The organism is Rhodanobacter koreensis (assembly GCF_054782855.1).
In genome coordinates this window covers 1186288-1212525 of the sequence record NZ_BAAGRR010000002.1, presented here as the reverse complement: position 1 = coordinate 1212525, position 26238 = coordinate 1186288, and the positions used below count along the sequence as shown (strand labels likewise).

The window sequence follows — 26238 nt, the reverse complement described above, 5'->3', positions numbered from 1 at the left end:
CGGACTAGTCGGGACGCACAGGAGCCTGTGTGGTATCCGCGACGCCATCGGGGCCGTTCAATGCATGATTCAGACCGCCGGCCTCCGGCAACGCGGCTGGCTCGATCAGCTTCGTTTCGTCTCCGCCATGGATCATGCTCGACAACACCCCGTCGCGGCGAATCAGTCCGTGATACAGCGCCGCCGCCATGTGGGCGAGAAACGTCAGGAACAACAGCAGCGCGAACCAGCTGTGCATGTGACGCAGGACGGCGAAGGCGACAGGGCTGACCGGGAAGATCGGCGGCAGCCGCAGCGAGTCGCTCAGCATCACCGGATAACCGCCGGCCGAAAGCATGGCCCAGCCGATCAGCGGCATCGCCAGCATCAGGATGTAGAGCAACCAGTGCGAGGCATGCGCCGCCAGTTTCTGCACGGCGGGCAGATCGGCCAGCAGTGCGGGCGGTGGATGACGCAGGCGTACTGTCAGCCGTACCACGGCGAGGATCAGGATCGCGATGCCCAGCGGCTTGTGGATGCGCAGCAGCCATTCATGGCGCTCGGATACGGAGGCCACCATGCCGACCCCGATGAACAGCATCGCCAGAATCATGATGGCCATCAGCCAGTGCAGCACACGGGCGGGCAGGGAGAAGGTGTTCGCGTCGGACCTCATGGCTTGATCTCCGGCTTCGGATGCGCAACGGCGGTGCCGGGCAGGTGGGCTTCCTCGCTGGTGCGTCGCAGGTAGGAGTCGGCATAGGCGGCCGAACGCGCGGGCAGCAGCGGGTCGTCGGAGGCCTCGATGCCGTCGGGCAGCACCAGCGGGTCATAGTTGATGTCGCGACAGGGGCCGCTTTCCTGCGGCTCGGTGTGCTCGAGCACCAGCGCGCCGGCGTCGATCGTGGGGCGGTCGGCCGGCCATGTCTTGGTGGCGTCATTGGTCGGGTCACCCGCTTGCGCGAGCGTCACCAGCAGATGCCAGCGCAGCGGCCCCTGCGACAGGCGTTGCGTCAGGTCGCTCGCCAGATAGTCCGGATTGCCGCCGTTGCCTGCGTTGCTGCCGGTATCGGTGGCTTCGGGCACCATGCGCCAGCGCACCGGCTGCCGCTTGCCGGCGCTGTTGACGAAGACGAACGCATCGAGACCCCAGTAGCTTTCGGTCGCGAAACTGGCGGACGGTTTCGCCGTCTTCGCCCAGGCGCGGAATGCCGCCGTTTCCGGATGCGCGGCAAAGAATGCTGCCACTTTGGTCGGGTCCGGTTTGCCGGTGGCCGGATCGGGTTGCTGCGCCTTCAACTGATCGTAGAAGGCTTGCGGCGTCGACACCGGAAACACCGGCATGCTGTTCATGCCGGTACGCCACTGCTGTCCGTTGGCCTGCGCAAAGCGCAGCGCCATGCTGCGGATCGGCACGCTGCTGTCCGGTGCATACGGATTGCCGCCGGGTATCGCGAAGCGACCGACCAGCGGGGTGCGGCCGGGTGCGAAGACCTGCGCGTCGGAATACGCCTGGGCCTGGCCGTTGCTCTGGAAGTAACCCGTCACGCACACGCCCTTGGCGTGATTGCGGCGATAGCCGGCGAACGTGCCGGCGTTGTCTTGCAGCTGGTCCACCAGGCGTTTGGGCGTGAGCCGGTGTGGCGCCAGCCAACCGCCGACATAACCGAGCACGCCCACGGTGACCGCCACCGCGGCAACAATCAGCGCCCACGAGCCCGCGTTGCCTTTGCGCCGTTCGGGCGCGGAACGTTCTTCTTGCATGTTGCGACTCCTGGAAGATGCGCGCCGAATCAAGCGCGGCAGGTCGTGGCGCCGGAATTGCCGCCGATGCAGAACATTCGCCCGGCCATGGCGAGCGGTTACATGCCATCACCCGGTATGGGCAGGGTCGCGGCCGGCGATGGTGGGGAGATGCCACGCCCGGGAATTCCCAGGGGATGCACTTTCGCGAGCCGATTCGTGCACGCGGCGCGAATCGGCAGACGAGGATCCATTCGCACCCTGGCAATCGGTGCGGATTACTTGATCGGTGCCATCAAGTGCTGGTACGGCGTGCCGGCCCACATCACATACGGCGCCGCCGTGTCGGGGTCCGGATTCTTCGGGTAGTTGTCGTAAAAAGCCGGGTCCGCACCCACGATCATGAAATGCGGCCCGGTCTTGACCCAGTGGTTGCCGCTTTCAGGTTTCTTCGCGTACGGGTCCGTGTTGCTCGCATCCGTGCCGCCTTCCAGCATGTAGATCAAGCCGATCTTGCCGGCCGGCGGCGGCTGGTGCCCGGCCCACGCGTGTGCCCATTCCATCGCGTTCTTGTCCATGCACATCGAATCCGGTCCCGGTATCTCCGGGTTGTCCGGCATGCAGGTGAAATCATTGCTGCCCTTGCGCAGCGTGCGCATGGTCCCGTCCGCTTCCATCGCCACGATCGTCGCGTCCCTTGCCACCCGCGCCGGTGCGGCGCGCATCGCGCTCGCGATCATTTGCGCATCGGTCGGCGCTTTCTTGTCAGCGGCCTGCGTGGATCCCATGAGAACAAGCATTGCGGCGACAACGGTGAACCGGGTCATCAAGCCTGTGGCGTGCATGACAGCCTCCTCGGAGTTCGCTATGGCGGTTTCCCCCGGATCCCCTTTACCAGTCTCTGCCGCTGTCCCAACCCCGGCAATCGGCCATAAGCCCGACCGCACCCAGGGCGACCTATGCCGATTGGCGGTGGCCGCGCGCGCGCCGCATAATCGGTGTTCGTACCTTGTCTTGCCGTCTTCGAAGGACCCGCCCATGAACGCCCCCACCCGCATCGACACCACCCGTACCATCCGCGCGCCGCGCGGCACCGAGCTTTCCTGCAAGAGCTGGCTCAGCGAGGCGCCGTTCCGCATGTTGCAGAACAACCTCGATCCGGAGGTGGCGGAGAACCCGGCGGAGCTGGTGGTGTACGGTGGCATCGGTCGCGCGGCGCGCAACTGGGAGTGCTTCGACGCGATTCTGCGCAGCCTGCGCGAGTTGAACGACGACGAGACGCTGCTGGTGCAGTCCGGCAAGCCGGTCGGCGTGTTCCCCACGCACAAGGACGCGCCGCGCGTGCTGATCGCCAACTCCAACCTGGTGCCGGCGTGGGCGACCTGGGAGCACTTCAACGAGCTCGATAAGAAGGGCCTGATGATGTACGGCCAGATGACGGCCGGCTCGTGGATCTACATCGGCTCGCAGGGCATCGTGCAGGGCACCTACGAAACCTTCGTCGAGATGGGTCGCCAGCATTACAACGGGAACTTGAAAGGGCGCTGGATACTCACCGCCGGCCTCGGCGGCATGGGCGGCGCGCAGCCGCTGGCCGCGTCGCTGGCCGGGGCGTGTTCGCTCAACATCGAATGCCAGCAGAGCCGCATCGACATGCGCCTGAAGACGCGTTACGTCGACGAGCAGGCTGCCGACCTGGACGACGCGCTGGCGCGCATCGCGAAATACACCAAGGCGGGTGAGGCGAAATCCATCGCCCTGCTTGGCAACGCGGCCGACGTGCTGCCCGAACTGGTCAAGCGCGGCGTGCGTCCCGATGCCGTCACCGACCAGACCAGCGCGCACGATCCGGTCAACGGCTACCTGCCGCGCGGCTGGACGGTGGAGCAGTGGTTTGAGCAACGCAAAGCCGACCCCGAAGGCACGCGCGACGCGGCCAAGTTGTCGATGCGCGTCCACGTCGAGGCGATGCTCGCGTTCCACGCGCAGGGCATCCCCACCTTCGACTACGGCAACAACATCCGCCAGATGGCGAAGGACGAAGGTCTCGCCAACGCATTCGCGTTCCCCGGCTTCGTGCCGGCCTACGTGCGCCCGCTGTTCTGCCGCGGCATCGGCCCGTTCCGCTGGGTCGCGCTGTCCGGCGATCCGGAAGACATCTACAAGACCGACGCCAAGGTCAAGGAACTCATCCCCGACGACCATCACCTGCACAACTGGCTCGACATGGCCAAGGAGCGCATCAGCTTCCAGGGCCTGCCCGCGCGCATCTGCTGGGTCGGCCTCGGCCAGCGCCACAAGCTCGGCCTCGCCTTCAACGAAATGGTGCGCAACGGCGAACTGAAGGCGCCGGTGGTGATTGGCCGCGACCACCTCGACTCCGGTTCCGTCGCCTCACCCAACCGCGAAACCGAGGCGATGAAGGACGGCAGCGATGCCGTCTCCGACTGGCCGCTGCTCAACGCCATGCTCAACACCGCCGGCGGCGCGACCTGGGTGTCGCTGCATCATGGCGGCGGCGTAGGCATGGGCTACTCGCAGCACTCCGGCGTGGTCATCGTCTGCGACGGTACGCCGGAAGCGGACAAGCGGATTGCGCGGGTGCTGTGGAACGATCCGGGTACCGGCGTGATGCGGCATGCGGATGCGGGGTATGAGGATGCGGTGGCGTGTGCGAAGGAGCAGGGGTTGAAGTTGCCGATGGTTTGATGAGTTGAAGAGTCAGGGAAATGAACTTGACTCCTTTTGTTCAGTTCAAGCGAGTAATGGTCGGGCTGTTCGATGTTAGCGAACGGCAGGAGTGCGAAGTTTCAATTTGGGAGAAGTCGACTCTGACCTGGTTTCAGATGCGACGCTTCAAGTGCGGGCTAACAAATGGAGAAATTCTTTGCCAAATCCGTTCAATCCCCTTGACTGGGTTAAATCCGCCCAAGACTGGTTCGCAAAGACCGAGAAATCGAGCGGATTTCGGCCATTCTTGATATACCTTCTTCTATGCCTTGGTGCAGGAGTTGTTTTGTTGGTTGCGTTTCCGGATCGCCCTTTTGTCGACATAATTGCCGGTGTTCTGATCGTTGTTCCTGTCCTTTCATTCGTTCCACTTTACGCATGGAAATCACATCAAGATCCGGATTTTTGTCGTTCCGAGACTCATGTGCAACGAATAAAGAAATACGAGCTTGAAGCAATGGGTACGGAATCAAAGCAAATCGCGGGTGACATCATTGAACAAGTGTCTATTGTTGCCTCGATAAAAGAGCCGATCTTCATCGATCACGAATCGAATGGTGGAGACGATAAATGAATTACTACATCGTTACCTTTGATCGGCAGTCGAATATTCCATACAAGCCATTCCATGAGGCATTTGTGGGGCATCCAAAAATAACGCGATGGTGGCATTACATTAAGAGCAGTTATTTAATTGGGTCGGAGTTGAGCGCCGGTGAACTTTCGGATCATTTCACCCAAACGGCAAAAAATCTAAATATGAAAGCCACCCATCTGGTTCTTGGCATCGACTTGAAGAGAAGGCAGGGTATGTTGCCAAAGGAAGCTTGGGATTGGTTCAAGAGAAACCCATGAATGAAAACAAGGGTCAGAGTGCACTTTCTCGGCCTTGGCCGAAACCGAGGGAGGTTGCTTGACCGGAACGCTGAACGTGGCGCTGCCCGGTTCTGCCAAATCGAATCAAAGGGGCATGGCTAATTAAATCTGGTTGGCCAAGTGGATGAACGGGCCGATTTTTCGAGCTTAGCCAAGTCCCCTTTTTTTGCCCTGTAGCTTTTTAGGAGGCGACGATGAGTTTAAAGGACTGGTTGACTTTGGTTGCATCTTTTATCGCCGTTTCAATTTCTTGCATCAGCCTCGTGGCGTCAATTTTAAGTTATAAATTCAACCGACAAGTAAAGCTCGTGGAACTAAAAGGAAGTCTATTAGTAAAAGGTTCGGAGGCAGCGATAAAGGTTGATTTGCTGCGACACCTTAGTGGACAAATTCAGAAACACGCAGAGAGCATAAACGACAAATCAATAGTTGAAGAGAACCTAGAGAACGATGTCGTAATGCTGCAGAAGGATTTGGTTGGTCTTCTTACCACTTTGTCCAATGTGTCTCATTCTGACGCGGTAAAAGTGTACGAAGCCATCGGTCATCAATTACACGAATTCGATGGAAGAGTGTCGAACGTATTAAGCCGGGTGCAACGATTTCATGATTTGTACCGGGAAACCGGGACGGAGGAGGCTAAGCCGGGCTAACTTCCTCCGTCCGCTTGGCTCTCGGCGCGCCGAGCTGCTTGCCCGAGCTCCCGAGCTCCCGAGCTTTTTGCTCGACGTGTGGCAAAACAGCAGACGGGCCGAAAACAGGGGGGCAGAGTGCACTTTTCCCGGAAACCCGGAACCCGGGACGGAGGGAGTTAAGCTGCAATAACGCAATAACGGGGTCAGGTTCACTTCCTGAAACTTAGTAACTGAACCTGATCCCGTTCGAGGGCAGCGACGCTGTTAGCGACTGGCCGCTGCTCAACGCGATGTTGAACGTGGCTGGCGGCGCGACATGGGTGTCGCTGCATCATGGCGGCGGGGTGGGAATGGGCTACTCGCAGCACTCCGGCATCGTGATCGTGTGCGATGGCACGGTGGAGGCGGACAAGCGGATTGCGCGGGTGCTTTGGAATGATCCCGGCACTGGCGTGATGCGGCATGCGGATGCAGGGTATGAGATTGCGGTTGAGTGTGCGAAAGAGCAGGGGCTGAAATTGCCGATGGTGTGAAAGGGAAAATGGAATATCCGATCACGTCCTGATCGGCGCTTATCGATCTATTTTGGAGTACCTATCATGCGTTTCCGAATCTTGCCCCCATTTCTCGCCCTCAGCGTGTCGATTGTCATTGTTTCTTTTTGCGCGGACATATCTCGCGCCGCGTCCACCTCTCAGGTGCCGGCCACCGCCCAAACCGCGCAGACCCGCGATGGTTCTCACGATTTCGATTTTGAATACGGCAAGTGGCGTATGCCCAATCACCGCCTTGTGGGACGTCTGGTCGGCTCTCATCAGTGGGAGGATTTCGTCACCTGCGACGAAGGCAGCCCGTTGCCTGGCGGCATCGGTGGCATGGATATCATGCGCGCGAGTTACCTGAAGGATTTCATTGGCGTGACGTTACGCACTTACGATCCGAAGACCGGGTTGTGGCGGATTTACTGGGTCGACAACCATTTCTCCGACGGCATGATCCAGCCGCCCGTCATCGGCAAATTCGAAGGCAACGTAGGCGTGTTCACTGGCAACGATACCAACAATGGCAAACCCGTCATCGTGCGATTCATTTGGACGGTGAACCCGAAGGGTTCGCAAGTCGTAGCGAAATGGGAGCAGGCCTTCTCGCCAGACAACGGCAAGACCTGGGAAACCAACTGGAAGAACGCTTTGATCCGCGACGAACACTGCACGCCGATAAGCCCCAAGTGACATCTGCCGAGATTTCTGTTTCTCGTGATCTTCATGACTTCTGCTGGGTCGGCCTGAGTAATAACGGGGCCAGGTTCACTTCCTGAAGCTTAGTAACTGAACCTGACCCCGTTCGACCGTTCGACCATTCCGCCGTTCGGGTAGCTGGGCCAGCTATCCGACGTCACGCTGTCGATCATGGGGGATGCCATCGTCCGCGACGTGATGAAGCTAGGCGACATCATCAGCGACGCGAATGCGCAGGCGCTGGAGCCACCGCACGGTACGAAGCCCAATAACGGGGCCAGGTTCACTTCCTGAAGCTTAGTAACTGAACCTGACCCCATTCGACCGTTCCGCCGTTCGGGCAGCTGGGCCAGCTATCCGACGTCACGCTGTCGATCATGGGGGATGCCATCGTCCGCGACGTGATGAAGCTGCGCGACATCATCAGCGACGTGAATGCGCAGGCGCTGGAGCCACCGCACGGTACGAAGCCCGGCGTGCGCGAAGAGCGAGCCACCTACCTCGCGCTGCCCGCGCATTCGCCCATGGGCCACACGCCGCCCATCGTGCGGCAGTTTCCGACTTATCAGTAGCGGGAAGCGGCGACATGAGTCTTCAGAGACATTTTTCAGCGTTGAAAATGTCTCTGAACCCTTTCCCCGCTTCCTGCCGTGCTTAGCCCAAAAAAGGGCCAGGTTCATTTGATTAGGTTTTGCAAATGAACCTGTCCCTTTTTTGTGTCCTCTTTTCCGGAAAAAACGCACACGCCCAGTGAATGGCTCTTGGCCTGGTACATGGCGGCGTCTGCGGCGCGCAGGTAGTCATCGGTGGTCGCGAAGCCGGCCTGGCTGCTGACCACCCCGATGCTTGCGACGCAGGTCACGGTGTGCGTGCCGATCTGATAGGGGGTCGCGAGGACGGCGGCAATCTGTCGGGCCCGATCGGTTGCGCCCGCGTGATCGACAGATTCAAGCAGCACGTTGAACTCATCGCCACTCATGCGCGCGACAAGATCAACAGCCCGCACGCAGGACTCAAGCCGGCGCGCAACCTTCTGCAACAGTTGGTCACCTACATGGTGTCCAAGGGTGTCATTGACTGCCTTGAACTGATCGAGGTCCAGCAGCAGCACGGCGAACATCGTGTTGTCGCCTTGTGTCGGCGTGTCACGACGTTTCGAGGCACCGTCTTGATGCAGCGCGACGGCGTGCTCGAGGCGATCGCGAAACAAGGGCCGGCCGGGCAGGTTGGTCAAGGCGTCGTAAGAGCTGCCGCGTTCGGCCAGGTCGCTCAGCGACCCGGCCATCCGAACTGCAACGCCGTTTTCGAATTGGGCCACCCCGCGCCAGTTGAGCCACACCAATCGCCCCGATCCATGACGAGCGCGAAAATCGACCGAAAAGTTGGGGCGGTTGCCCGACAGGTGCCTGCGGTACGCCGTCTGCACGCGCTCATGGTCATCGGGATCAATGAGCTGTTGCAGAAAATGCCAGCCGTCATCATGCAGGTTGCCGGTGTTGCTCAGCCCGACAATCTCATTGAAGCGCTGGGACACATGCAAGACGTCCGTTTGCAGGTTCCAATCCCAGATGCCGTCATTGGATCCGCGGGTGGCGAGTGAATAGCGGTTGTCGGATTGCACCAGCTCGAGTTCGGTATTTTTTTGTTGGGTCACGTCAATCATCAGGCCGATCATGCGATTCGGGCGGCCCTTGTCGACATCGACGCGACACAGGTCGCGCACCCATACGACCTTGCCGGATTTGGCAATCAACCGATAACTCATCTCGTACGCGTAACTGTGCGTGGCGTGGTACGCGGCATCGTCAATGACCAGAGCTTCGGCCAGGTCGTCGGGGTGCACATGCGCCCGCCAGAAACCCGGGTCGGCCCGCCACTCTTCCACCGAGTAGCCGAAAAGGCGCTCGACCTGCGGGCTGAGGAACGTATTACCCACGCCAAACTCCGCTTCCCAGACAATGCCGTCGATGGTTTCCAGCAGCCGCAGGAAGCGCTGGCGGTCTTCCATCAATACCTGCTCGCCGATCTCGGTGATCTCGATCAGGACGCCCTGGCGACTGATCACGCGATCCGCGGCATCGGTCTTCGGGTGCAACGGCAGACGCATCCAGTGATGGTCCGAGTCGGCAAAGCGCAAGCGGAACACCGGCATGCCTGCTCTCAAGGCTCCCGTGTCGTCGGGGTGCACGAAGTCGAGCAAGGACTGGCCGAGCGTCCCGTCGACCGGATGGCCCGTGAGCTTGTGCCAGGCGGGATTCACGAAGGTGATGATCCATCGTGCGTCCGTTTGCACCACCGCGTCGGGCAGCAGTTGCAGCAGTTCGTCGAGCGGCGTGGAAGGGGCAGGCATCTGTCGTTTATGCTTATCGAAGCCCTATCATCCTGTCCACCCCCTGAGCATGATGCCTGGGCTTATAGGCTTATAACGGGGTCAGGTTCACTTCCTGAAGCTTAGTAACTGAACCTGACCCCGTTCGACCGTTCCGCCGTTCGGGTAGCTGGGCCAGCTAGCCGTGTGTCCCCACTTTATGCCCCGCGTGGTGAATTGTGATGCATCACGGCATTTTGCCAGCCTCAGCGGCCTACCTTCCGTCATAAATCGCCGGGACAGGAGAATGTCATGGTTCGTCCGCATGTGATTTTCGCATTGGGTACGCTGCTCGGCATGGGAATGTGCGTGCCGGCGCGAGCAGTTAACGCGCCGGGCGAACCTTCAACATCGGAGCTGCAGAAACAGGCGGCATCGGGCAACGCCGTTGCAGAAGTCGCGCTGGGAAAAGTCCTGGTTGCCAGCAAGGATCCCAAGGACAAGGCAGCGAGCGTGGAGTGGTTCCGCAAGGCTGCCCTGCAAGGCAATACGGATGCGCAATGGCTGCTCGGTGCGGCTTACTGGGATGGCAATGGTGTCCCCCGCGATCCATCCTTGGGTTTGGAGTGGATGCGCAAGAGTCTTTCCGACGGTTCGACCGACCACATGGTCACCTACGGCGGATTCCTTGGTTTGCAGGGCATGCTCTCTGGGCAGCCGAATGACGGCTTGGCGTGGATCCGACGCGCCGCAGATGCCGGCTCAACCAAGGGCATGTCGATGTTGGGCCTCTTGCAGCTGAACGGCGGGATGGGAGCGAGCAAGGACAAGGCGGCGGCCGAGCAGTGGTTTCTCAAAGCCGCGAACGCGGGTGATGCGGACGCACAATTGATCCTGGGCTCGCTGTATATCTGGAATGGGTTTGACCACACCGACGTGGCGGCCGGTGTGCGCTGGTTACGTGAAGCTGCACAACACGGTCAGGCTGAAGCCCAAGGAACGCTTGGTTACCTTCTGATCAGCGGCGACAAGGGTGTTCCGAAGAACCCGGTTGAAGGTGTGCAATGGGCCGACAAGGCCGTGTTGAAAAACGATTCGCACGGCCACTACGCCTTGGGCTTCGCTTACCAGTATGGTGACGGCAAACCGAAGGATCCGGCGCAGGCGTGGTATCACCTTGCCGCTGCCGCACGCCTGGACGCCAAGCATGAGCTGAGCAAGGTCGGCGACCACATGTCCGAAGTTGCAACGCAGCTGTCCGCCAAAGAGCTTGCGCAGTTACAGGCCAAGGTGCAGCAGATCCCAGTGCCGACGCCGACCAATCCAGGCTGATCGCGTCTGGGCTGTTGCAGGAACGGGGTCGGAAACCGGGACGGAGGAAGTTAAGCCGGGCCAACTTCCTCCGTTCGCTTGTCTCTCGGCGCGCCGAGCTGTTTGCCCGAGCTCCCGAGCTTTTTGCTCGACGTGTGGCAAAACAGCAGACGGGCAAAACAGGCAGGAACTGTCCAGTTTTCGGGCGCACGACTCCCGCTCAGCCCGGCGGCTCCTCGTAGAGCCCGAACTCGTTGCCGACCGGATCGGCGAACACCGCAAAAGCACCCATGCCGGACGGGATCTCCGTGCGCGGCGTGAGCACCCTGCCGCCAGCCGCTTCGATCTGCCGGAGCGCCTCGGCAATGTCATCCACCATGATGTAGACGCGGGTCCGTTCGTCCGGCGTCCGGTCGGCCGCCTTGACCCATGTCCCGCTCACGCTGTCCGCGTCGTCGAAGGCCAGGTTGCCGTCCCCGCGCTGCCGGACCTCCCAGCCGAAGATGTTGGAATAGAAGGTGGCCGAGTCCTGCTCCCGATTCGCGGGGATTTCGAGGTAACAGATCTTTCCGTGCGGCATGGGTCGACCTCCGTCATTCGATGGAGCACGGCGATGCTGGTGCCAGGATGGCAGCACCAGGCCGGACGCAGTTTATTCCCGCTGAAACAGAACGCGTAAACGGGACAGGAAGTAGAGCCCGGGCCGGGGTGCACTTTTGTATATGCAACGCACCCACTACCGCCATCAACGGGCAACGCCCGTTGACCCGCGTGCAGGTCCCAGACGTCCGGGCACAAGTCTTCCCAACCTTGCGCGCAATGCCCGGACCGTCGCACGCAACGCGCCACCTCCTGCACCCAAATCCCCGGAACGGGCTCTGACCCGCCTTGATTCGTTCGTCCGTCGTCGATGTAACCAGTCGACTCCAGCAAACGAAGTACCGGTTATGTCTGTTGGCACTGCTTCGTTCCGACTACATCCCTGTCGAAAAGGACTGGTGCGGGATTGGCGGGGCGTGATCCCGGCGGACGATGAGTCATCGCACAGAACACGGAGTTCCTTTCAGCGTGCGCGTTCCATTGAGGAACGCGCTGTCGGAACGCCTTGGCTCCAATTTCGATAACCCTAAGCCCAAGCCAGATGAAGGTAACCTGATATGTCACGAGTCATTGATAGTGCTGCGACCAAGAGCGCGGGCTGGTTGACCCGTTATTACGCGATCCGCGCGATTTTTTCATTTATATGGGTGGGTGCGGCATTCGCGATAGGGAAGTCCAATGCCCCGCTTGCAAGCGTGTTTTTGGTGGTGTATCCCGCGTGGGATGCCATCGCGAATTTCTTTGATGCAAAGCGAAACGGAGGCTTCAAGGCGAATCCCACACAAGCATCCAATGTCGTTGCCAGCGCTCTTGTCGCCATCGCCGTGATAGCCGCACTGAACTATGACGCCCATGCCGTATTTGATGTTTTTGGTGTCTGGGCAGCTCTCGCGGGCCTTCTGCAACTTGCCACCGGCATTCGGCGTTGGCGTGGTTTTGGTGCGCAATGGCCGATGATTCTTAGCGGAGCGCAATCGACATTGGCTGGGGCCTTCTTTATCAGGCAAGCCGCTGAGGGGATCGTGCCAAGCCCCGCAGACATTGCTCCGTATGCTGCCTTTGGTGCGATCTATTTCGCGATCTCGGCTGGTGTGCTTGCGATCTCGGCGGCTCGCCACCGGCGCGCTGCTCTCACGATTTGAGTGGCCGTCCATAAAAGCTAACTGGTCAAGCCCAAAACGGGGTCAGGGTCACTTCAGGTGAGGATGTAAGTGAACCTGACCCCGTTCTTTCGTTCTTTAAATAAGGATTCAGCATGTTCTACAGTGATACTGTGGCACCTTCAGTGCTGTGTAGATGACGATGCAGGAGGGTGTTGATCACGCATTAGAAACTTTATGATGAACTGATGCACCTCGTCTTTCGATACTAGGCCCCGGTGCTGGGTATCTATAGCATCGAAGTGCTTCACAATGAATGGAACATTGCCGTTGGCGGCCTCTTCCTTACTAAGTAAGCCGTCATGGTTTTTGTCGGCCATATCGAAATTCTTGTCCATTACGTTAACAACCTTGACGATTCCATTAAGACCGGTAACCGCCATGGCTGGCAATGGCATGTGAAAGATAGCGCAGGCTATAAAGGAAAGAACAACAACTTTTAAACGCGACATTGGATTATTTCCTTGGGAAATTCAGCGATTCGATATATTACCCTTTTAAGGGCGAAGACCGAAAACGGAAACCAAACCGAAAACGGGGTCAGGTTCACTTACATCCTCGCAGAAAGTGAACCTGACCCCATTCTTTTCATTGGTTACGCACGTCCTTCCCCGTCCCCCTTGATCAGGAACGCCGATCAATGTCCCAGCAGCGATCCGGCCTTGCCCAGGGGTGATGACGATGCGCTGCTTCCCACGAGCGATTTGCCTTGCTTGAGGACGACACCGCAAGCCTTGGTTGTCAGCTTCGATTTCATGTCGCTGTTGCCGCCACCAATGCTGCCCAGGTTCGTGGTGCTGCCGTCCTTGCCCTTGAGGATGCCGTCTGCGCCACTGGAATAATCGGAGTTGCTCGCTCCGCCGTCGGTCTTGCCGAGCAGTTTGCTTGCAATGCCGGATGCGCCTGAGTTGCCGCCCAGATAGTTGTTTTTGACGCAGTACTGCAGGATGCCTGCCACGTTGCCCGTGCTGCCGGATTCGCCGCCACCGGGGAGCATTCCACCCAGCTTCCCGCCGAGACCGCCCAGGCTCTGTGCACCCACTGACCCGCAGGCCAGGCCAAGGGTGATCGCCACCACGCATGTCGTGGCCATACCGCTGATTCGTGTCTTCATGAGCGTCTCTCCGTGGGTAAGTGCCTGCATTCAACAACGACGCTCGTTAGGGTTATGTCAGTGCGGGATGCGCCAGAACCGGGGTCCGAAAACGGGGTCGAAAACGGGGTCAGGTTCACTTTCATCCTGCCCGAAAGTGAACCTGACCCCGTTCTTGCGTATGGATTCACGCCAGAAATGTGGGGATACCTCAGGCTTTGATCAGAAGAAGAGATCCTTGATCTCCTGCCGGCTGCTACCCCGTCCACCCGACTCCTCCTGAAACTTATCAGCCACGTCAGGATCCAGCGCCTCGAATATGTCCTGGGCAAATCTTCTGCAGTTGGCGCGGTCGTAGCTAGGGGAGAGCTTGCGCACTTCACCGAACGCCTGCAGGACCCTGCGGCAAGTGATCGTGTCCGCACTGACGTGCCGCTCCACGAGCGTGTTGTACTTGCTCGCGTGGGCGCCGATCTGAAAGGTGTCCATGCCGTTGTTGCGCGAGATGCGAAGCAAGAGTTGGCCCTGGAGCTCGATCATCAACTCCTGGTGGTGCGATCCGTCCCAGCCTGTACCGCGCAAACTGATCGTTCTGACGAACCTGTGCTGGTACGTCTTGAACGGGTAACTGGGGTTCATCGTCAGCGAGTTGTCGAGTCCCCCGCCACCCATGAAATCGTCATCAAAGATGTCTGCCATGGCTTTCTCCGCGGCTGCCTGCTTAGGTGGCGTACTAAAGCAACTAACTGTCCGATAAGGGGACGGAGGTAATTAAATTCACCGATAAGAGGACGGCGGGTAATTGCCGCCGCCTTTGGGTCTATCGCGCCATCGCTCAACAACTCGATCCATGTCCATGCTTCGCGCGTCCGAGGATGAGGCACAGTAAAACTCAGGAGAGAAATTCCACCAGCAGCTGGCGCTTGGGCTCGGGCAGGTTGCGGAAGGCGTCGAGAAGGCGGCCCTCGTCGTCGGTGAGGCGCTGATAGACGGAGGATTTTTCTCCCACGCCCACGCGGAAATGGCCCCGGCCGGTGGCCAGCCATTCGAAGCTGGCGTTGAAATCCTTGGCCAGTTCGATGATCCGGGCAAGCTCGGGCAGGGCAAGGCCGGTGAGCCATTTGCGGGCTGTCTCGCGCGACACGGCGTAGCGGTCTGCCAGGGCGCTCGTTCTTCCGCGTCCTTGCACGAAACGGGCGCGGTCCAGCGTCTGCTGCAGGCGGTCCGCGAAATCCTCGTAGGGTGCTGTCATCCGGGTTCCTGTCGTTGCACCGTCGCCACGCGCTCAGGCCTGGGACGTCGAGTAGAGGCAACGCATTGTTGCGCACCCGCCTTCGCGAAAAAGCAATTTCAGGTTGTTGACATGGCCAATTTCAAGTTGCAACATGTCAACCATGAATTGCGTCGTTGCCGCCGCTGCCAAGCCTGTCGAGCATGCCATGGCCTGCTTCGCCACGACGTGTGCCACCGCCGAGGCTGTTGGCAACGATAAGGGAGCCGAGGTAATTAAATTCACCGACAAGAGGGGCGGAGGGTAATCACCGTCGGGAGGGCGGTGAATACAACACCCGCAAGGGGAATAAGCCCGCCGGTTGTGTGCGGTTTCTAACCTCCCGACACCCCGTCCGTCGTCATGCCATGGACGGGCACTTCATGGAACCAGGAGGCGACCATGTCGACGTTCGATGCGGATGATCTGGAAACGATGGGCTATTTCCTGCCGGAGGACAGCCAGCTCCGGCTGAAGAAGTTGCGCGAGCATGCCGAATTCCTGTCGCATCTGGCGCAATCGCGCACGGCGGACGAGGGGCAGGAACGGATCCCCGAGATCAGCGTAGGAGACGTGGCGATCTGCCTTGAATTGTTGGCGGAGCAGATGGGACTCGTGCTGGACAACCTCTCGTGGCCGGCCTGCCGGTTCGAAAGCGAGACTGCGTCTGGGACCGGCGCGGAGCCTGAAGCCGCGGAGGAGATACCTGACGACGCGGGTGGCCGCTACATCTTCGGCGTGACCTTGGAGCAGGTCGATAGACTCAACCGGCTGATCGACATGATTACGGCTCATGGCGATGTGGTGATAGCCAGTGATGAAGCTGAGTTCGCCGACCACACGCTGTCAGTGCTGGGGAATGCCATCTTCGGCGACGCAAGGACTGTGCGCGACATCATCCGTCAGGTGGAATCGCAGAGGCTCGGGCAGGCGCGTGGTTCGCAAACCGGTGTGGGCGAAGAGCGGGCCGCATACCGTGCCGGGCGAAAGACGTGGTCAGGTTTACTTTTGGTGAGGGCGCAAGTGAACCCGATCCCGTTCTTGTTCAAACAATGCTTGAAGCTGCGGGTGACTTCTTCGAGGTCCCGCGCCATTGAGCGGTTTCCGATGTGGAAGGTATGAGTAATCTGTTCGAAATTGCTTTTGACCCTCCGCCCAGAGGAAGCCGCCGGTCTGCGGAATCCGTCTATGCGCAGTTGCGCGCGGCAATCCATGATGGTCGGTTGGTTCCCGGGTCCAAACTCCCGGGGGAGCGTCAGTCGGCCGTCTTTTTCGGTGTGTCGAGAAACACGGTTGCCCGGGTCTATGCGAGGCTGGCGATCGAGGGGCTGGTGCGGCCCCAGCAAGGATCGGGAACGTATGTGGCGCCGAAGCAAAGTCGCCCGCCGCGCGAACGCTTCCCGACCAAGCAAACGCCCGACCCGCGTCTGAATTCGCTGTGGTGCCAGCCAGAGCTGGCCCGAACGCTCAACTTCTGGCACGACGGTTCGCGTACAGGGCCGCCAGGGGCAGCCGCATCCCTGGATTTTCGGCCCGCCTTGGTCGATCCGCGGTTATTCCCCTTCGAAATATTTCGTCGGGTCAGTGCCAAGCAGCTCCGGCGAATGGAGTTGAAGCCTCCTGCTTTCAAGAGTCCGCAGGGCAACCAGGGTCATTACCCGCTGAGGGCAGCCATCGCGACGCACATCGGCATCTCGCGCGCGGTCGTGTGCGAGCCCGACGACGTGCTGGTTACCGCCGGTGCACAGCAGGCTTTCGATATGCTCGCCCGTGTACTCGTAACCCCCGGGGTCACGACGGTCGCCATTGAAGATCCCGGCTACCCACCGATGCGTGCCGCTTTCCTCGCTGCCGGTGCCAAGGTGGTGCCCGTGCCGGTCGATGCGCAGGGTCTGGTGGTCGATGCCCTGCCGATCCCTGTGCACATCGTCTGTGTCTGTCCTTCGCACCAATTTCCGTTCGGCGTATCCATGTCCGCGCAGCGGCGGCAAGCGCTGCTCGACTTTGCTCGCAAGCAGGGGGCCGTCATCGTCGAGGACGATTACGACGGAGAATTCCGCTACGACGGCACGCCGTTGCAGGCCCTGCGATCCACGGCGACCGCGGATGACGTGTTCTATGTCGGCACCTTCTCCAAGTGCATGCTTCCCGCACTGCGACTGGGATTCGTGGTGGCGCCCCGCTGGGCCATGCCGGCGCTGATTACGGCGAAGAACTGTCTCGATTGGCATTGCCCGACTTTGACCCAAATGGCGGTTGCCCGTTACATCGCGGATGGGCATCTGGCGCGGCACGTGCGAAAGCTCCGTGACGTGTACAGGAAGCGACGGGATCTCATAGGGGAGATACTCCGGTCGGATTTCTCGGGCGAACTGTCACCGATGCAGTCGCATTACGGCATGCATGTGGCGGCGTTCTCGATCCTGCCCAGGCACCTCGAACGCGTCACCGCAAGATTGCTGGAGTCAAACGTGCATCTGCATTCGTTCGAGCGCTATTTTTTCGGCACGCCGACATCGGAAGGCCTGGTTTTCGGCTACGGGGCCGTTGACCTCAAGGGTATCGAGCAGGGTCTGAAGACGCTGCGGCGCGTGCTCTAGTCGCGGGAGACGCCTGGCGCGCTTTCAATTTTTCCCAGTGTCATGGACGCCACTTTCCGGGAAAGCATGCAGGCTGCTTTGACGGGAAACCCAGCACTTCGGATAACTGGCTGCACTCGGCAACACGCGGTGTGTGCCAATCTGCCCACCGGTCTTCGGGGCTCGCGGAAGACCGTTGTTCTCGATGGTTGAACGAAGCACGGGTTGCCAGCGTGGCTTATGCCCGCGGCGCCATCGAAGCCCTCCGACTTCGCGTCCGGCGAAGTGGACCACCTTAAATTTCTCCGATTGGCCCCACTGGCGCTGCGGGTTTTCCCTAAAGTCTCGTCTCGGGTTTGGTCATACGGAGAGCGCGATGATGTGGAGACTGCTGTTACGCGGAATCATGATTGCCGGTGTTCTTGCATGCTCGTCTTTGAATGCCGCGACCCAGCCGGCTCGGGACGGCTCGCATGATTTCGATTTCGCCCGCGGGGCTTGGCACACGCATGTTACGCAGGTGCTCGATCCGTTCGATGGCGGGACCCATACGGAGACCATGGACGGCACAAAGACAGCTCGGCCGGTCTGGAGCGGCCGCGCGTGGCTTGAGGAAATCGAGGCCGACGGTCCCAGTGGGCATTGGGAGGGCGCGACGCTCTTCGTCTATAACGCCAAGGCCGGGCAGTGGAGCCAGACTTACATCGACAGTGACTCGGGAGAGATCGAGGCCCCGACCATCGGAACCTTCAAGGACGGTCGGGGCGAGTTCTTCGGCACGACCGTTTTCAAGGGCCGCACGGTTCTGGTACGCGGCGTTTGGTCCGACATCACGGCCAACTCTCATCGCTATGAGATCGCCTACTCACGGGATGGCGGCCAAACATGGGCAACCGCGTTCAAGGCTTACTTGACGCGTCTCAAGTGATCGCGTTTTAGAAACAAAGGATCGGAGTGAGCTGATCCCGTTCTTCCGCGATCCGCCGGATGCACGAACGCCCGACGCACGCGTGGACGGTGTCCGAGCTCGCGAAGGAGGCTGCGCTTTCGCGCTCGACCTTTTTCGAGCGCTTCAACTGCGCGGTCGGCGTCGCGCCGATGGAATATCTGCTTACCTGGCGCATGGCACTCGCGAAGAATCTTCTGCGCCGCAACGAAGGCCGCGTCGCCGAGATTGCGCAGCGCGTCGGCTACAGTTCCGCAAGCACGTTCAGCGTTGCATTCACCCGCCATGTCGGAATGCCACCCACGCGTTATGCGCGAGAGCAGATGGAATCGCCACGTCCGTAGCCCGGCAAACAGGAAGCGAGTTGAGCTTGCCCGATGGAAACCGGGGCGGAACTTCGTCAGCCGCTCGGGTGCTGAGCAGTGAATACCGCCAATTGATCGGCGAAAGCACGCTTGAAGGCGGGGCGCGCTTCGGCGCGGGCGACATAGGTGGCGAGATTCGGATACTCGTCCAGCAGGCCCGATGCTTTCAACCTGAGCAGCACGCCCGCCATCATGAGGTCGCCTGCGCTGAATGTGCCGTCGAGCCAGTCGGCATCGCCAAGGCGAACGGAAAGTTGGCCCAGCCGGTCACGGATGCGATCCAGGACGAGAGGCAGGCGTTGCCTGGACCAGGGCTTGTCGCCCTCCAGGAACTTGGCGGTTTGGAGTTCAAGGATGGGTGGCTCCATCGTGTTGACTGCGGCAAACATCCACGTGATGGCGCACGCCCGCGCATTCGCATCGTCCGGCAGCAGGCCTGCATGGTGCTCCGCGATGTGGAACACGATCGCTCCCGATTCGAACAGGACAAGATCGCCTTCCTCATAGGTGGGAATCTGCCCGAAAGGATGCAGCGCCCGATGCGCGGGTTCTTTCATCGCGCTGAAAGAAACCAGGCGAACCTCGTAAGGCTGGCCCACTTCTTCAAGCGCCCAGCGGACGCGCATGTCGCGCGCGAGTCCCTTGCCGCGATCGGGCGAGTGTTCGAAGGCGGTGATGGTGGGGGGCATGGGAAGGTTCCCGGTTATTGCATGACGCCATGGAAAAGCGGGGGCAGCGTTGAATGGCATTTACTCAAGCTCGTCATCCTCGCGTAGGCGAGGATCAAGTGCCTTTGACAACCCGCGCAATGCCGACGCCACTGGGTGACCAGCTTCGCTGTTGCAAGGCGATTCCTGCCTGCGCAGGAATGACGAAAGCGAGGATTTTTAGCTTAAGCAAGTTACGTTCGGGTCAGAGTGCATTTTTCGAATGGGCGACTCTGACTCCTATGCCAAAGCGGCTGACAGTGGCCACTGTCAGCCACGCCGCGCCGCCTCGATCGCTGCGATGTCGATCTTCGTCATCGTCATCATCGCGTCGAACGAGCGTTTGGCGGCGGCGGGATCAGGGTCGGTGATCGCGGCCATCAGGGCGCGTGGGGTGATCTGCCAGGACAGCCCCCACCGATCCTTGCACCAGCCGCAGGCGCTGGCCTGGCCGCCGTTGCCGATGATCGCGTTCCACAGGCGGTCGGTTTCGGCCTGGTCGTCGGTAGCCACCTGGAACGAGAACGCATCGGTGTGCGGGACCCCGGAGCCGCCGTTCAATCCCAGGCACGGGATGCCCATGACCGTGAATTCGACCGTCAGAACACCGCCCTGCTTGCCGGCGGGATAGTCACCCGGCGCACGATAGACCGTGCCCACGGCGCTGTCCGGAAACGTCTCGGCGTAGAACGTCGCGGCATCCAGGGCAGTGCCGTCATACCAAAGGCAGATCGTGTTCTTGCTGGCCATGTGTGTTCTCCTGGTTCAGGGCGACGAGGATGTCTTTCATACTCTTCGACGAACGACGGGCGCGCAGATCGACACGCAAAAACCGCGGTGAGCATGCACTTTCCTGGGCACGCCGACCCGTAGCCCCTGCTCATGCCGCTTGAGTCTTCCGATGCCATCACTGAAGCGATGGCATCTCATCGCTGACACTCTCCGACTCACCGTTGAGTCTTTTGCCTCGACGCCGAGCGAAAACAGGGAGCGAAAACAGGGGGCGGTGTGCACTTTAGATAGGGCAACGTCTTCAAAAAGTCGACGCTGACCCCGGTTCCGGCATATTCGAAGTGGGTAGTGTCACAGGCACCATGTGATCAGCTTTGGTTCAATATGCGGCCATGCGAGCGCGAGAACCAGCACCAGACTTGCGAGCCCCATGAGCCCCAGGGTTGAGCTGGCCAGTCTTGCCTTGTGCTTCACGGACTGTCTCCATACCCATAGCCATGCACCCACGACGGCGAGTACCGCCAGAACGGTCAGCCATACATGCGCGCCGGCCAGCCATCCCAGCAGGCCGCCCGCCATCGCCGTTGCGGCGACAGCCGGGAAGGTCAGGGGAAGCAAGCAACAGGCGGCGCAAGCGATGACCGCTGTCGCCGATGTGGCTGTGGCAGCTCCCGCGATCCGCCCAGCTTTCACGGGGCTAACCGGTTCGATACAGGCTCCACAGCATGCAGTCGCCTCTGCTGTCGATCGGCTGCCTTGAAAAGGTGCCAGCAGTGCATCTGCACCCCGGGAGGCGTGGGCAGGCACGGTGATGTCGAGACAGACTCCCTCGCTGCTGTGGGTGATCCTGAATTCCAGGAAGGCGCAGCATTCCTGCTCTCGTGACACCAGTGCTTCGACGTCGTGTCGCGCGGCCGGGTCATAGATCAGCGTCAGCGTGGTGCCCTGGCGCCGGGCGTGGCGCAGATGCTTCCGGTTCAATTCCGCAATCCAGGCAATGCGCTCCTGAAATGCGCGTCCTTCCAGCGAGCAAGCGGGTCCGGGTGCAGTTGGGTCAGTCATGAGGTTCATTTCCGGTGGAATGGCACTACCCTATTCCTTCAAGTAACTTGAAGTTCAAGACCTTATGAGCACGGAAATGAAGATCGGGCACCTGGCCAAAGTCACCGATACGACCACTCCCACCATCCGCTATTACGAAGAAATCGGCCTGCTGCCGACAGCCTCTCGTCAACCCGGTAGCCAACGTGTTTACGGGGAGGCCGATGTCCGCCGCCTGACCTTTATCCGCCGCTGCCGTGATTTCGGATTTCCCATTGACAAGGTCCGGCTGCTGGTGTCGCTGGTGCAGAATCGCGAACGCTCATGCTCCGAGGCACGGGATCTCGCCTTCACGCATCTGGTGGAGATACGACAGAGGCTCGCTGAACTGCAGGAACTCGAACGGAGCATCGCTTCCTTTGTGGACAGCTGCGATCAATCGTGCCCCGGCGGGTCGGGCGCTGACTGCGTGATGCTGGAAGAGCTGGCCCATGGCAACGCACCTTTGCGAATTCAACCGCAGCGCACAGGTTGTTGTGCAAAGGTGGAAGTGAACAGGAGCGCGAAATGAACTGATGATGGTCCGCCAGACATGGTCTGACCGTCCGTTACCCAAGGCAGCTACTGCCCAGCGATCAATTTGACGGTTTGATGCCGGATCTTTGGCTCCGGGATGCTGTCTTTCCGTTTCGGACGGACCGCGACGTGTCGCTCTTCGTTGAATGCGTCGATAAAGGACATGGTTGATGCCACCTCTCTCCTCGAACAAAAAGCTTCTGCTCATTGGCGCCTCCCGCGGCCTTGGCCTCGCCTTGGCGGAGGAATACCTCAAACGCGGTTGGAACGTTGTTGCCACCGAGCGTGGTGCAAGCCCATCCAGACTGCACGACCTGGCGGAGGCTTGCAGCGGGCGGCTTGAGATCGAGACTGTCGACATCGTCCATCCGGATCAGGTGGGCGCGCTGCGTGCACGTCTGGCATCGCGAAAGTTCGACATGCTGTTCGTCAATGCCGGCGTCAAGAATGCCGATCATGAAACGGTCGCGGATGTGTCGACCGACGAGTTCGTCCGCGTGATGGTCACCAACGCCTTGAGTCCGATGCGCGTCATCGAAGCGCTGCAGGATCTTGTACTTCCCGATGGCACGATCGGCATCATGTCATCCGGGCAGGGCAGTGTCGCCAACAACGAGAGCGGACACTTCGAGGTGTATCGCAGCAGCAAGGCGGCGCTCAACATGTTCATGCGCAGCTTCGCCGCGCGTCACGCCGACGATTCGAGAACCCTGCTGCTCATGGCTCCGGGCTGGGTGCGCACCGAGATCGGCGGCCCCCAGGCGCGCTTGAGTATCGAGGAGAGCATTCCCAACCTCGCAAACACCATCGACGCGCAGGCGGGAAAAGCAGGCCTTCAGTATCTTGATTACCTGGGGCGGCGGGTCCCGTGGTGAGTGGGAACTTGCGGACTTTCCGAGCTTGCCGATAAGTCCGCCGGACAGCCAGCCACGGCGGCGCTTGCGTGGCATTCATTGATCAGGTCATCCCTGGCTACGCCGACAGGCTTACCACCGGCACGAAGCCGCCGAAGATCATGCGTTTGCCATCGAAAGGCATGTCGCTGGCAGCCGCCATGCGCGGATCTTTCATGAACTTCTCCATGCCGGCATCGTGGGTGGCCTTGTCGGGCCACTCCACCCAGGAGAACACCACGGATTCACCTTTCTCTGCCTGTACGGCGCGGCGGAAATCGGTGAGCTTGCCTTCGGGCACGTTGTCGCCCCAGCACTCCACCACCCGCGTGGCGCCGAACTCCAGGAAAATGGCGTCAAAGGTTTTGGCATGCGCAATGAACTGCTCGCGGTTGGCGTCGGGTACGGCGATCACGAAACCATCGATGTAGGACATGGCTGTTTCCCTCGTGGGGACCGGTATGGCCACCTTCTTCCATGCGACGAACGAGTGCATGCGGGATCGACATGGGGCCTGAAACTGATTTAATCAGAGTCACAACACACGACAGCCAAGTACTGGGCGGAATGTCAGGCGCTACAAAACGAGAGTTGTAGCCAGTACCCGTTGTCTCCGACGGCTTCTCCAGCGCCGTACCAGCCAAATCACCAGCGCCACGACGGCAACGAGTGCAAGAAAGGCCACCAACCCCAATGCCATCAGCTCATGCGGTTGGTTGATGATGGTGAATCCGTCGTGCTCGGCGTAAAGGCCGTTGAACCCATCCAGGACGGCCGGCAATGCGAGCAGGTCGGCCTTGGTCATCGGCAGCGGGCGCTCGTTCGGATGGTAAGTGGATCCAAACGGAATCGTTTCGCCAGCGAGATTCATCTCGACATGTCCGCCCAGCACATGGCTGATCGGACGGTTCTTGACGAAATCCGCGGCACGCTTCGCACTGGCCTGATCCTCGGCGGTGTTATCGATCAATAGCCGGCCTGGCAGCAGAAAGTCGCCGGAGAAGAAGAGCCCCGTATTGCGATCATAGAATGCAAGGTGCGACGGGTAATGGCCCGGAACCGGCAGCACGTCGACGGTACGGTCACCGAGGTCGATTTGGGCAACGCCATTGGGCCAGTTAGTGAAGTTGAAATACTTTCGGACGTGGTCGAGGTCGGCATGAATGATCGTGGTATCGGGAAGATGCTCGAACTGCGGATCACCCGCGCGATGGTCCAGGTGTCCGTGCGTGTGGACGACGATCAACGGTATTTTCGAGGCGCCATGACTCGGCAACAAGTCCATGACCGTCCGTGCCAGCGGCATCAGCTTCGGGTCTGCTACGTCGCCGCTGTCAATCAGCAGCGCCTTGTTGGAGCCCACCAGCAGGTATATGAACGGCGCCTCGAAAGTGGCGCACAGGTTCTCCCGCAAGATGTAGGTGTGATCGTTGTACGGGTGCACCTGGATGGGAGGATGGGGTTTTGCCGTGCAGTCTTCCGCACCTTCATCCCAGTGCATATCCACGGAGCCAGGTACGAGTTGCGATCGTGCAGGATGGGTGGTGATCAACAGCCCGATAGCGAGCAAGGCACTCAGCAGAAATCTCATCGGGATCGCCCAGGTGGAAAAGTTCAGCGAGCAGGTGGAAAAGTTCAGCGAGAAAGCCGGCAGGGCAGGGCTGTGCAGCGTGCCATCTGATGCCCTGAAGTCCCGGAAGGTTTAAGCGCGTGTTGCTGGTGTCCTCGATAGTAGCCGACTCCCCTGCTGGTGGTTGATGCAGGGCAGCGCGCCCAGGCCTGGACAGCGATGCGCCATGGCTTCGCCATAATCGTGTGCAAGATTGCGTCGGTTCCCCTCATCGACAAGGAAGCGTTCCATGGCTCGCACACGTACTGGTTGCTCCACCATGGCCGTGGTGATGCTCGCGCTGTCGTTCGCCTGCATGGTGCCATCCGCAAAAGCACTCGATGCCTCCGCGACGAAAACACCGGATGTCCAGCTCCAGCAGGCACTTGATGCGCTGGCACAGCGTGCGCGTCCGGGAACACTGGGTGTCGTCGTACTCGACTTGCAAAGCGGTGCCGAAGCCAGCGTGAACGCCGGCCAGGCCTTTCCCATGATGAGCGTGTTCAAGGCGCCGGTGGCCGCTGCGGTCCTTTCACGGATCGACGCAGGCAAGCTCTCGCTGCAACAGCAGGTGACGCTGACTCGTGCGGACGTGGTAAGTGGCTCGGCCGTGCCATCCATCGGCGCGCATTTCCGCAGTGAGCGGATGACGTTCACTGTCGAACAGTTGTTGAAGGCCGCGGTCAGCGAAAGCGACAGCACGGCTGCGGATGCGCTGGTGAAGGTGGCCGGCGGTCCGCAAGCAGTGACCGCGTTCCTGCGGGCACATGGCATCGATGGCATGCGAGTGGACATGGGCGAGGCTGGAGTGGCGCGGATATTTCGGGACCTGGGGCCCGGACAGGAGATGCCTGCGAATGAGTCCGCACAAGTGTCGCTCGAACGCTATCGTCGCGGCTTCAAGGCTTTTCTTGCCGCTCCGACCAATCGAAGCACGCCGGATGCCGCTGTCGCGTTTCTGCGCAAGCTGCATGGCAATGAACTGCTGTCACCGGCTTCCACGCAGCATCTGCTCGACCTGATGGCCGCACAAACCATTCCCAACCGTTTGCGGGCGGGTGTGCCGCAAGGAGTTCGTCTCGCCGACAAGGCAGGCACGTCCTATTCACTGGATGGCAGGACGGCTGCGTTCAACGACATCGGCATTCTCAGCGGGCCGGACGGTCACACGGTGATCGTTGCCGCTTTCCTCACTGATTCGCATGCTTCGGAGGCGCAGCGTGACGAGCTGTTTGCGGATATTGCCCGCGCGGCAGTAGCGTCATTTCGCCCTTGAAGAAAAGAGCCAAGGCATGGCGATCTCTTGTCTACGCAGTGCATCGAGAAACGAGGGCGCCATGAACAAGACTGGATGGGCAGGCTTGGCTACCGCGTTGTTGCCTCGTCGTGCTCCGTAACGCAACGAGTGTAGCTTGCGAGCAATGCCTCGATGATCTGATGGTCGACGCTGCTGGTTCGATGGATAGCAGGGGGAGCGGGAGATGCCACTGCCAGGTTTGCTCCGACCAGGCTTATCGCGAGTGCACCGACGTATACTTGGATGGGCTTCATGCGCTGAGACCTTTGTTGCGGGGAAAAGCGAGATATTCGATGTCATAGGCGTCAACGCCTTGTTTCGCCTCGGGCGGTTGATGCCAAAAGCTGGTGTGGATCAGTTGCCAAGTCGTTGCATCGAGTCCGACATGGATCGAATGCAGTGTCTCGTCATGTCCTGCGGCCTCTGCCTTGGCCCGTTCGCGTGAGGCCAGGGCACCAAGATCAGTAGAGGGATCTACGGAGATAAACTCCTGTGTCCCCGACGATATGGTTTGCCTCGATGGCATATTCGATCTTCCAGTGCTTGATGC

General features: G+C 60.2%; 29 protein-coding genes and 2 pseudogenes. 16 read left to right on the top strand and 15 right to left on the bottom strand.

What is annotated here, in order from left to right; genetic code table 11:
• Window positions 1-4: 4 nt before the first annotated feature.
• From ACYVKM_RS11325 to ACYVKM_RS11315, 3 genes are all read right to left on the bottom strand, one after another.
• Window positions 5-655 carry a cytochrome b gene (locus tag ACYVKM_RS11325; protein ID WP_460877684.1) on the bottom strand — a complete coding sequence of 217 codons (651 nt, stop codon included), beginning with the start codon at window positions 653-655 and terminating at the stop codon, window positions 5-7.
• The gene (locus tag ACYVKM_RS11320; protein WP_460877683.1) at window positions 652-1743 is read right to left on the bottom strand and encodes a catalase family peroxidase; all 1092 of its coding nucleotides are present in this window, start codon (window positions 1741-1743) and stop codon (window positions 652-654) included. The genes ACYVKM_RS11325 and ACYVKM_RS11320 overlap by 4 nt, the downstream gene beginning before the upstream one ends.
• A 257-nt stretch (window positions 1744-2000) precedes the next feature.
• Window positions 2001-2762, bottom strand: coding sequence for a hypothetical protein (locus ACYVKM_RS11315; protein ID WP_460877682.1), 762 nt, complete (start codon window positions 2760-2762; stop codon window positions 2001-2003).
• On the opposite strand from ACYVKM_RS11315, the gene hutU reads away from it, so the two are divergent.
• The 7 genes and pseudogenes from hutU (at window position 2761) to ACYVKM_RS11280 (ending at window position 7773) form a co-directional block, all read left to right on the top strand.
• Window positions 2761-4431, top strand: a complete 1671-nt coding sequence (gene hutU, locus ACYVKM_RS11310; protein WP_460877681.1) for a urocanate hydratase — start codon at window positions 2761-2763, stop codon at window positions 4429-4431. The two genes, ACYVKM_RS11315 and hutU, sit on opposite strands and share 2 nt — an antisense overlap.
• Before the next feature lie 106 nt (window positions 4432-4537).
• Window positions 4538-5026: a hypothetical protein gene (locus tag ACYVKM_RS11305; protein WP_460877680.1), complete on the top strand. Its 489-nt coding sequence runs from the start codon at window positions 4538-4540 to the stop codon at window positions 5024-5026.
• On the top strand, window positions 5023-5307 hold the full coding sequence (locus ACYVKM_RS11300; RefSeq protein ID WP_460877679.1) for a hypothetical protein: 285 nt from the start codon (window positions 5023-5025) through the stop codon (window positions 5305-5307). The genes ACYVKM_RS11305 and ACYVKM_RS11300 overlap by 4 nt, the downstream gene beginning before the upstream one ends.
• A gap of 215 nt (window positions 5308-5522) precedes the next feature.
• On the top strand, window positions 5523-5981 hold the full coding sequence (locus ACYVKM_RS11295; RefSeq protein WP_460877678.1) for a hypothetical protein: 459 nt from the start codon (window positions 5523-5525) through the stop codon (window positions 5979-5981).
• Between the two features lie 230 nt (window positions 5982-6211).
• Window positions 6212-6496: pseudogene (locus ACYVKM_RS11290) on the top strand (urocanate hydratase); the annotation flags it as partial.
• Window positions 6497-6562: 66 nt separating this feature from the next.
• Complete coding sequence (locus ACYVKM_RS11285) at window positions 6563-7195, top strand: hypothetical protein (RefSeq protein WP_460877677.1); 633 nt, start codon at window positions 6563-6565, stop codon at window positions 7193-7195.
• Window positions 7196-7578: 383 nt separating this feature from the next.
• Entirely contained in the window at window positions 7579-7773 is a 195-nt protein-coding gene (locus tag ACYVKM_RS11280; RefSeq protein ID WP_460877676.1) for a hypothetical protein, read from the top strand.
• Window positions 7774-7877: 104 nt separating this feature from the next.
• On the opposite strand, the gene ACYVKM_RS11275 is transcribed toward ACYVKM_RS11280, so the two are convergent.
• Window positions 7878-9551: a diguanylate cyclase domain-containing protein gene (locus ACYVKM_RS11275; protein ID WP_460877675.1), complete on the bottom strand. Its 1674-nt coding sequence runs from the start codon at window positions 9549-9551 to the stop codon at window positions 7878-7880.
• A 270-nt stretch (window positions 9552-9821) separates the two neighbouring features.
• Between ACYVKM_RS11275 and ACYVKM_RS11270 the strand changes: the two genes are divergently transcribed.
• Window positions 9822-10841: a tetratricopeptide repeat protein gene (locus tag ACYVKM_RS11270; protein WP_460877674.1), complete on the top strand. Its 1020-nt coding sequence runs from the start codon at window positions 9822-9824 to the stop codon at window positions 10839-10841.
• 199 nt (window positions 10842-11040) lie between these two features.
• On the opposite strand, the gene ACYVKM_RS11265 is transcribed toward ACYVKM_RS11270, so the two are convergent.
• Entirely contained in the window at window positions 11041-11400 is a 360-nt protein-coding gene (locus ACYVKM_RS11265; protein ID WP_460877673.1) for a VOC family protein, read from the bottom strand.
• 577 nt (window positions 11401-11977) lie between these two features.
• On the opposite strand from ACYVKM_RS11265, the gene ACYVKM_RS11260 reads away from it, so the two are divergent.
• A complete protein-coding gene (locus ACYVKM_RS11260; protein WP_460877672.1) occupies window positions 11978-12562 on the top strand; it encodes a hypothetical protein in 585 nt (194 codons plus the stop codon).
• Between the two features lie 140 nt (window positions 12563-12702).
• Here the strand turns inward: ACYVKM_RS11260 and ACYVKM_RS11255 are convergent, their stop codons facing one another.
• From ACYVKM_RS11255 to ACYVKM_RS11240, 4 genes are all read right to left on the bottom strand, one after another.
• Window positions 12703-13032, bottom strand: coding sequence for an EF-hand domain-containing protein (locus tag ACYVKM_RS11255; protein ID WP_460877671.1), 330 nt, complete (start codon window positions 13030-13032; stop codon window positions 12703-12705).
• A gap of 185 nt (window positions 13033-13217) precedes the next feature.
• Window positions 13218-13655, bottom strand: a complete 438-nt coding sequence (locus ACYVKM_RS11250) for a DUF2501 domain-containing protein (RefSeq protein ID WP_460877670.1) — start codon at window positions 13653-13655, stop codon at window positions 13218-13220.
• A 240-nt stretch (window positions 13656-13895) separates the two neighbouring features.
• On the bottom strand, window positions 13896-14372 hold the full coding sequence (locus ACYVKM_RS11245) for a hypothetical protein (RefSeq protein ID WP_460877669.1): 477 nt from the start codon (window positions 14370-14372) through the stop codon (window positions 13896-13898).
• Between the two features lie 193 nt (window positions 14373-14565).
• Window positions 14566-14925, bottom strand: coding sequence for a helix-turn-helix domain-containing protein (locus ACYVKM_RS11240; protein WP_460877668.1), 360 nt, complete (start codon window positions 14923-14925; stop codon window positions 14566-14568).
• Between the two features lie 420 nt (window positions 14926-15345).
• On the opposite strand from ACYVKM_RS11240, the gene ACYVKM_RS11235 reads away from it, so the two are divergent.
• The 4 genes and pseudogenes from ACYVKM_RS11235 to ACYVKM_RS11220 all read left to right on the top strand — a co-directional run.
• Complete coding sequence (locus tag ACYVKM_RS11235) at window positions 15346-16065, top strand: XAC0095 family protein (protein WP_460877667.1); 720 nt, start codon at window positions 15346-15348, stop codon at window positions 16063-16065.
• Window positions 16062-17543: a MocR-like pyridoxine biosynthesis transcription factor PdxR gene (gene pdxR / locus ACYVKM_RS11230; protein WP_460877666.1), complete on the top strand. Its 1482-nt coding sequence runs from the start codon at window positions 16062-16064 to the stop codon at window positions 17541-17543. The genes ACYVKM_RS11235 and pdxR overlap by 4 nt, the downstream gene beginning before the upstream one ends.
• A 358-nt stretch (window positions 17544-17901) precedes the next feature.
• Window positions 17902-18450 carry a hypothetical protein gene (locus ACYVKM_RS11225; protein ID WP_460877665.1) on the top strand — a complete coding sequence of 183 codons (549 nt, stop codon included), beginning with the start codon at window positions 17902-17904 and terminating at the stop codon, window positions 18448-18450.
• A gap of 47 nt (window positions 18451-18497) precedes the next feature.
• Window positions 18498-18812, top strand: a pseudogene (locus ACYVKM_RS11220) (helix-turn-helix transcriptional regulator); the annotation flags it as partial.
• Between the two features lie 56 nt (window positions 18813-18868).
• On the opposite strand, the gene ACYVKM_RS11215 reads toward ACYVKM_RS11220, so the two are convergent.
• The 3 genes from ACYVKM_RS11215 to ACYVKM_RS11205 form a co-directional block, all read right to left on the bottom strand.
• Window positions 18869-19522 carry a glutathione S-transferase family protein gene (locus ACYVKM_RS11215; RefSeq protein ID WP_460877664.1) on the bottom strand — a complete coding sequence of 218 codons (654 nt, stop codon included), beginning with the start codon at window positions 19520-19522 and terminating at the stop codon, window positions 18869-18871.
• A gap of 288 nt (window positions 19523-19810) precedes the next feature.
• Entirely contained in the window at window positions 19811-20290 is a 480-nt protein-coding gene (locus ACYVKM_RS11210) for a VOC family protein (RefSeq protein WP_460877663.1), read from the bottom strand.
• 333 nt (window positions 20291-20623) lie between these two features.
• A complete protein-coding gene (locus ACYVKM_RS11205) occupies window positions 20624-21334 on the bottom strand; it encodes a hypothetical protein (protein WP_460877662.1) in 711 nt (236 codons plus the stop codon).
• 76 nt (window positions 21335-21410) lie between these two features.
• On the opposite strand from ACYVKM_RS11205, the gene ACYVKM_RS11200 reads away from it, so the two are divergent.
• Window positions 21411-21884, top strand: coding sequence for a MerR family transcriptional regulator (locus ACYVKM_RS11200; protein ID WP_460877661.1), 474 nt, complete (start codon window positions 21411-21413; stop codon window positions 21882-21884).
• Window positions 21885-22059: 175 nt separating this feature from the next.
• On the top strand, window positions 22060-22764 hold the full coding sequence (locus ACYVKM_RS11195) for an SDR family NAD(P)-dependent oxidoreductase (protein WP_460877660.1): 705 nt from the start codon (window positions 22060-22062) through the stop codon (window positions 22762-22764).
• A 97-nt stretch (window positions 22765-22861) separates the two neighbouring features.
• On the opposite strand, the gene ACYVKM_RS11190 is transcribed toward ACYVKM_RS11195, so the two are convergent.
• Complete coding sequence (locus tag ACYVKM_RS11190) at window positions 22862-23218, bottom strand: DUF1428 domain-containing protein (protein WP_460877659.1); 357 nt, start codon at window positions 23216-23218, stop codon at window positions 22862-22864.
• Window positions 23219-23359: 141 nt separating this feature from the next.
• Window positions 23360-24373, bottom strand: coding sequence for an MBL fold metallo-hydrolase (locus ACYVKM_RS11185; RefSeq protein ID WP_460877658.1), 1014 nt, complete (start codon window positions 24371-24373; stop codon window positions 23360-23362).
• Window positions 24374-24641: 268 nt separating this feature from the next.
• Between ACYVKM_RS11185 and bla the strand changes: the two genes are divergently transcribed.
• Window positions 24642-25667, top strand: a complete 1026-nt coding sequence (gene bla / locus ACYVKM_RS11180; RefSeq protein ID WP_460877657.1) for a class A beta-lactamase — start codon at window positions 24642-24644, stop codon at window positions 25665-25667.
• A 271-nt stretch (window positions 25668-25938) separates the two neighbouring features.
• Here bla and ACYVKM_RS11175 read toward each other — a convergent pair whose 3' ends face one another.
• Window positions 25939-26214 carry a hypothetical protein gene (locus ACYVKM_RS11175; protein WP_460877656.1) on the bottom strand — a complete coding sequence of 92 codons (276 nt, stop codon included), beginning with the start codon at window positions 26212-26214 and terminating at the stop codon, window positions 25939-25941.
• Window positions 26215-26238: the final 24 nt, after the last annotated feature.

Excerpts from the sequence above, each read along its gene's own strand:
- ACYVKM_RS11245 (WP_460877669.1), bottom strand. The coding sequence starts at position 14,372 with ATGGCAGACATCTTTGATGACGATTTCATGGGTGGCGGGGGACTCGAC.
- ACYVKM_RS11195 (WP_460877660.1), top strand. The coding sequence starts at position 22,060 with ATGCCACCTCTCTCCTCGAACAAAAAGCTTCTGCTCATTGGCGCCTCC.
- ACYVKM_RS11210 (WP_460877663.1), bottom strand. The coding sequence starts at position 20,290 with ATGGCCAGCAAGAACACGATCTGCCTTTGGTATGACGGCACTGCCCTG.
- ACYVKM_RS11320 (WP_460877683.1), bottom strand. The coding sequence starts at position 1,743 with ATGCAAGAAGAACGTTCCGCGCCCGAACGGCGCAAAGGCAACGCGGGC.
- ACYVKM_RS11215 (WP_460877664.1), bottom strand. The coding sequence starts at position 19,522 with ATGCCCCCCACCATCACCGCCTTCGAACACTCGCCCGATCGCGGCAAG.
- ACYVKM_RS11270 (WP_460877674.1), top strand. The coding sequence starts at position 9,822 with ATGGTTCGTCCGCATGTGATTTTCGCATTGGGTACGCTGCTCGGCATG.
- ACYVKM_RS11300 (WP_460877679.1), top strand. The coding sequence starts at position 5,023 with ATGAATTACTACATCGTTACCTTTGATCGGCAGTCGAATATTCCATAC.
- ACYVKM_RS11185 (WP_460877658.1), bottom strand. The coding sequence starts at position 24,373 with ATGAGATTTCTGCTGAGTGCCTTGCTCGCTATCGGGCTGTTGATCACC.
- ACYVKM_RS11280 (WP_460877676.1), top strand. The coding sequence starts at position 7,579 with ATGGGGGATGCCATCGTCCGCGACGTGATGAAGCTGCGCGACATCATC.
- ACYVKM_RS11240 (WP_460877668.1), bottom strand. The coding sequence starts at position 14,925 with ATGACAGCACCCTACGAGGATTTCGCGGACCGCCTGCAGCAGACGCTG.
- ACYVKM_RS11260 (WP_460877672.1), top strand. The coding sequence starts at position 11,978 with ATGTCACGAGTCATTGATAGTGCTGCGACCAAGAGCGCGGGCTGGTTG.
- ACYVKM_RS11295 (WP_460877678.1), top strand. The coding sequence starts at position 5,523 with ATGAGTTTAAAGGACTGGTTGACTTTGGTTGCATCTTTTATCGCCGTT.
- ACYVKM_RS11205 (WP_460877662.1), bottom strand. The coding sequence starts at position 21,334 with ATGACTGACCCAACTGCACCCGGACCCGCTTGCTCGCTGGAAGGACGC.
- ACYVKM_RS11200 (WP_460877661.1), top strand. The coding sequence starts at position 21,411 with ATGAAGATCGGGCACCTGGCCAAAGTCACCGATACGACCACTCCCACC.
- ACYVKM_RS11175 (WP_460877656.1), bottom strand. The coding sequence starts at position 26,214 with ATGCCATCGAGGCAAACCATATCGTCGGGGACACAGGAGTTTATCTCC.
- ACYVKM_RS11325 (WP_460877684.1), bottom strand. The coding sequence starts at position 655 with ATGAGGTCCGACGCGAACACCTTCTCCCTGCCCGCCCGTGTGCTGCAC.
- ACYVKM_RS11190 (WP_460877659.1), bottom strand. The coding sequence starts at position 23,218 with ATGTCCTACATCGATGGTTTCGTGATCGCCGTACCCGACGCCAACCGC.
- hutU (WP_460877681.1), top strand. The coding sequence starts at position 2,761 with ATGAACGCCCCCACCCGCATCGACACCACCCGTACCATCCGCGCGCCG.
- ACYVKM_RS11265 (WP_460877673.1), bottom strand. The coding sequence starts at position 11,400 with ATGCCGCACGGAAAGATCTGTTACCTCGAAATCCCCGCGAATCGGGAG.
- ACYVKM_RS11285 (WP_460877677.1), top strand. The coding sequence starts at position 6,563 with ATGCGTTTCCGAATCTTGCCCCCATTTCTCGCCCTCAGCGTGTCGATT.
- ACYVKM_RS11255 (WP_460877671.1), bottom strand. The coding sequence starts at position 13,032 with ATGTCGCGTTTAAAAGTTGTTGTTCTTTCCTTTATAGCCTGCGCTATC.
- ACYVKM_RS11315 (WP_460877682.1), bottom strand. The coding sequence starts at position 2,762 with ATGGGCGGGTCCTTCGAAGACGGCAAGACAAGGTACGAACACCGATTA.
- ACYVKM_RS11275 (WP_460877675.1), bottom strand. The coding sequence starts at position 9,551 with ATGCCTGCCCCTTCCACGCCGCTCGACGAACTGCTGCAACTGCTGCCC.
- pdxR (WP_460877666.1), top strand. The coding sequence starts at position 16,062 with ATGAGTAATCTGTTCGAAATTGCTTTTGACCCTCCGCCCAGAGGAAGC.
- ACYVKM_RS11225 (WP_460877665.1), top strand. The coding sequence starts at position 17,902 with ATGTGGAGACTGCTGTTACGCGGAATCATGATTGCCGGTGTTCTTGCA.
- ACYVKM_RS11235 (WP_460877667.1), top strand. The coding sequence starts at position 15,346 with ATGTCGACGTTCGATGCGGATGATCTGGAAACGATGGGCTATTTCCTG.
- bla (WP_460877657.1), top strand. The coding sequence starts at position 24,642 with ATGGCTCGCACACGTACTGGTTGCTCCACCATGGCCGTGGTGATGCTC.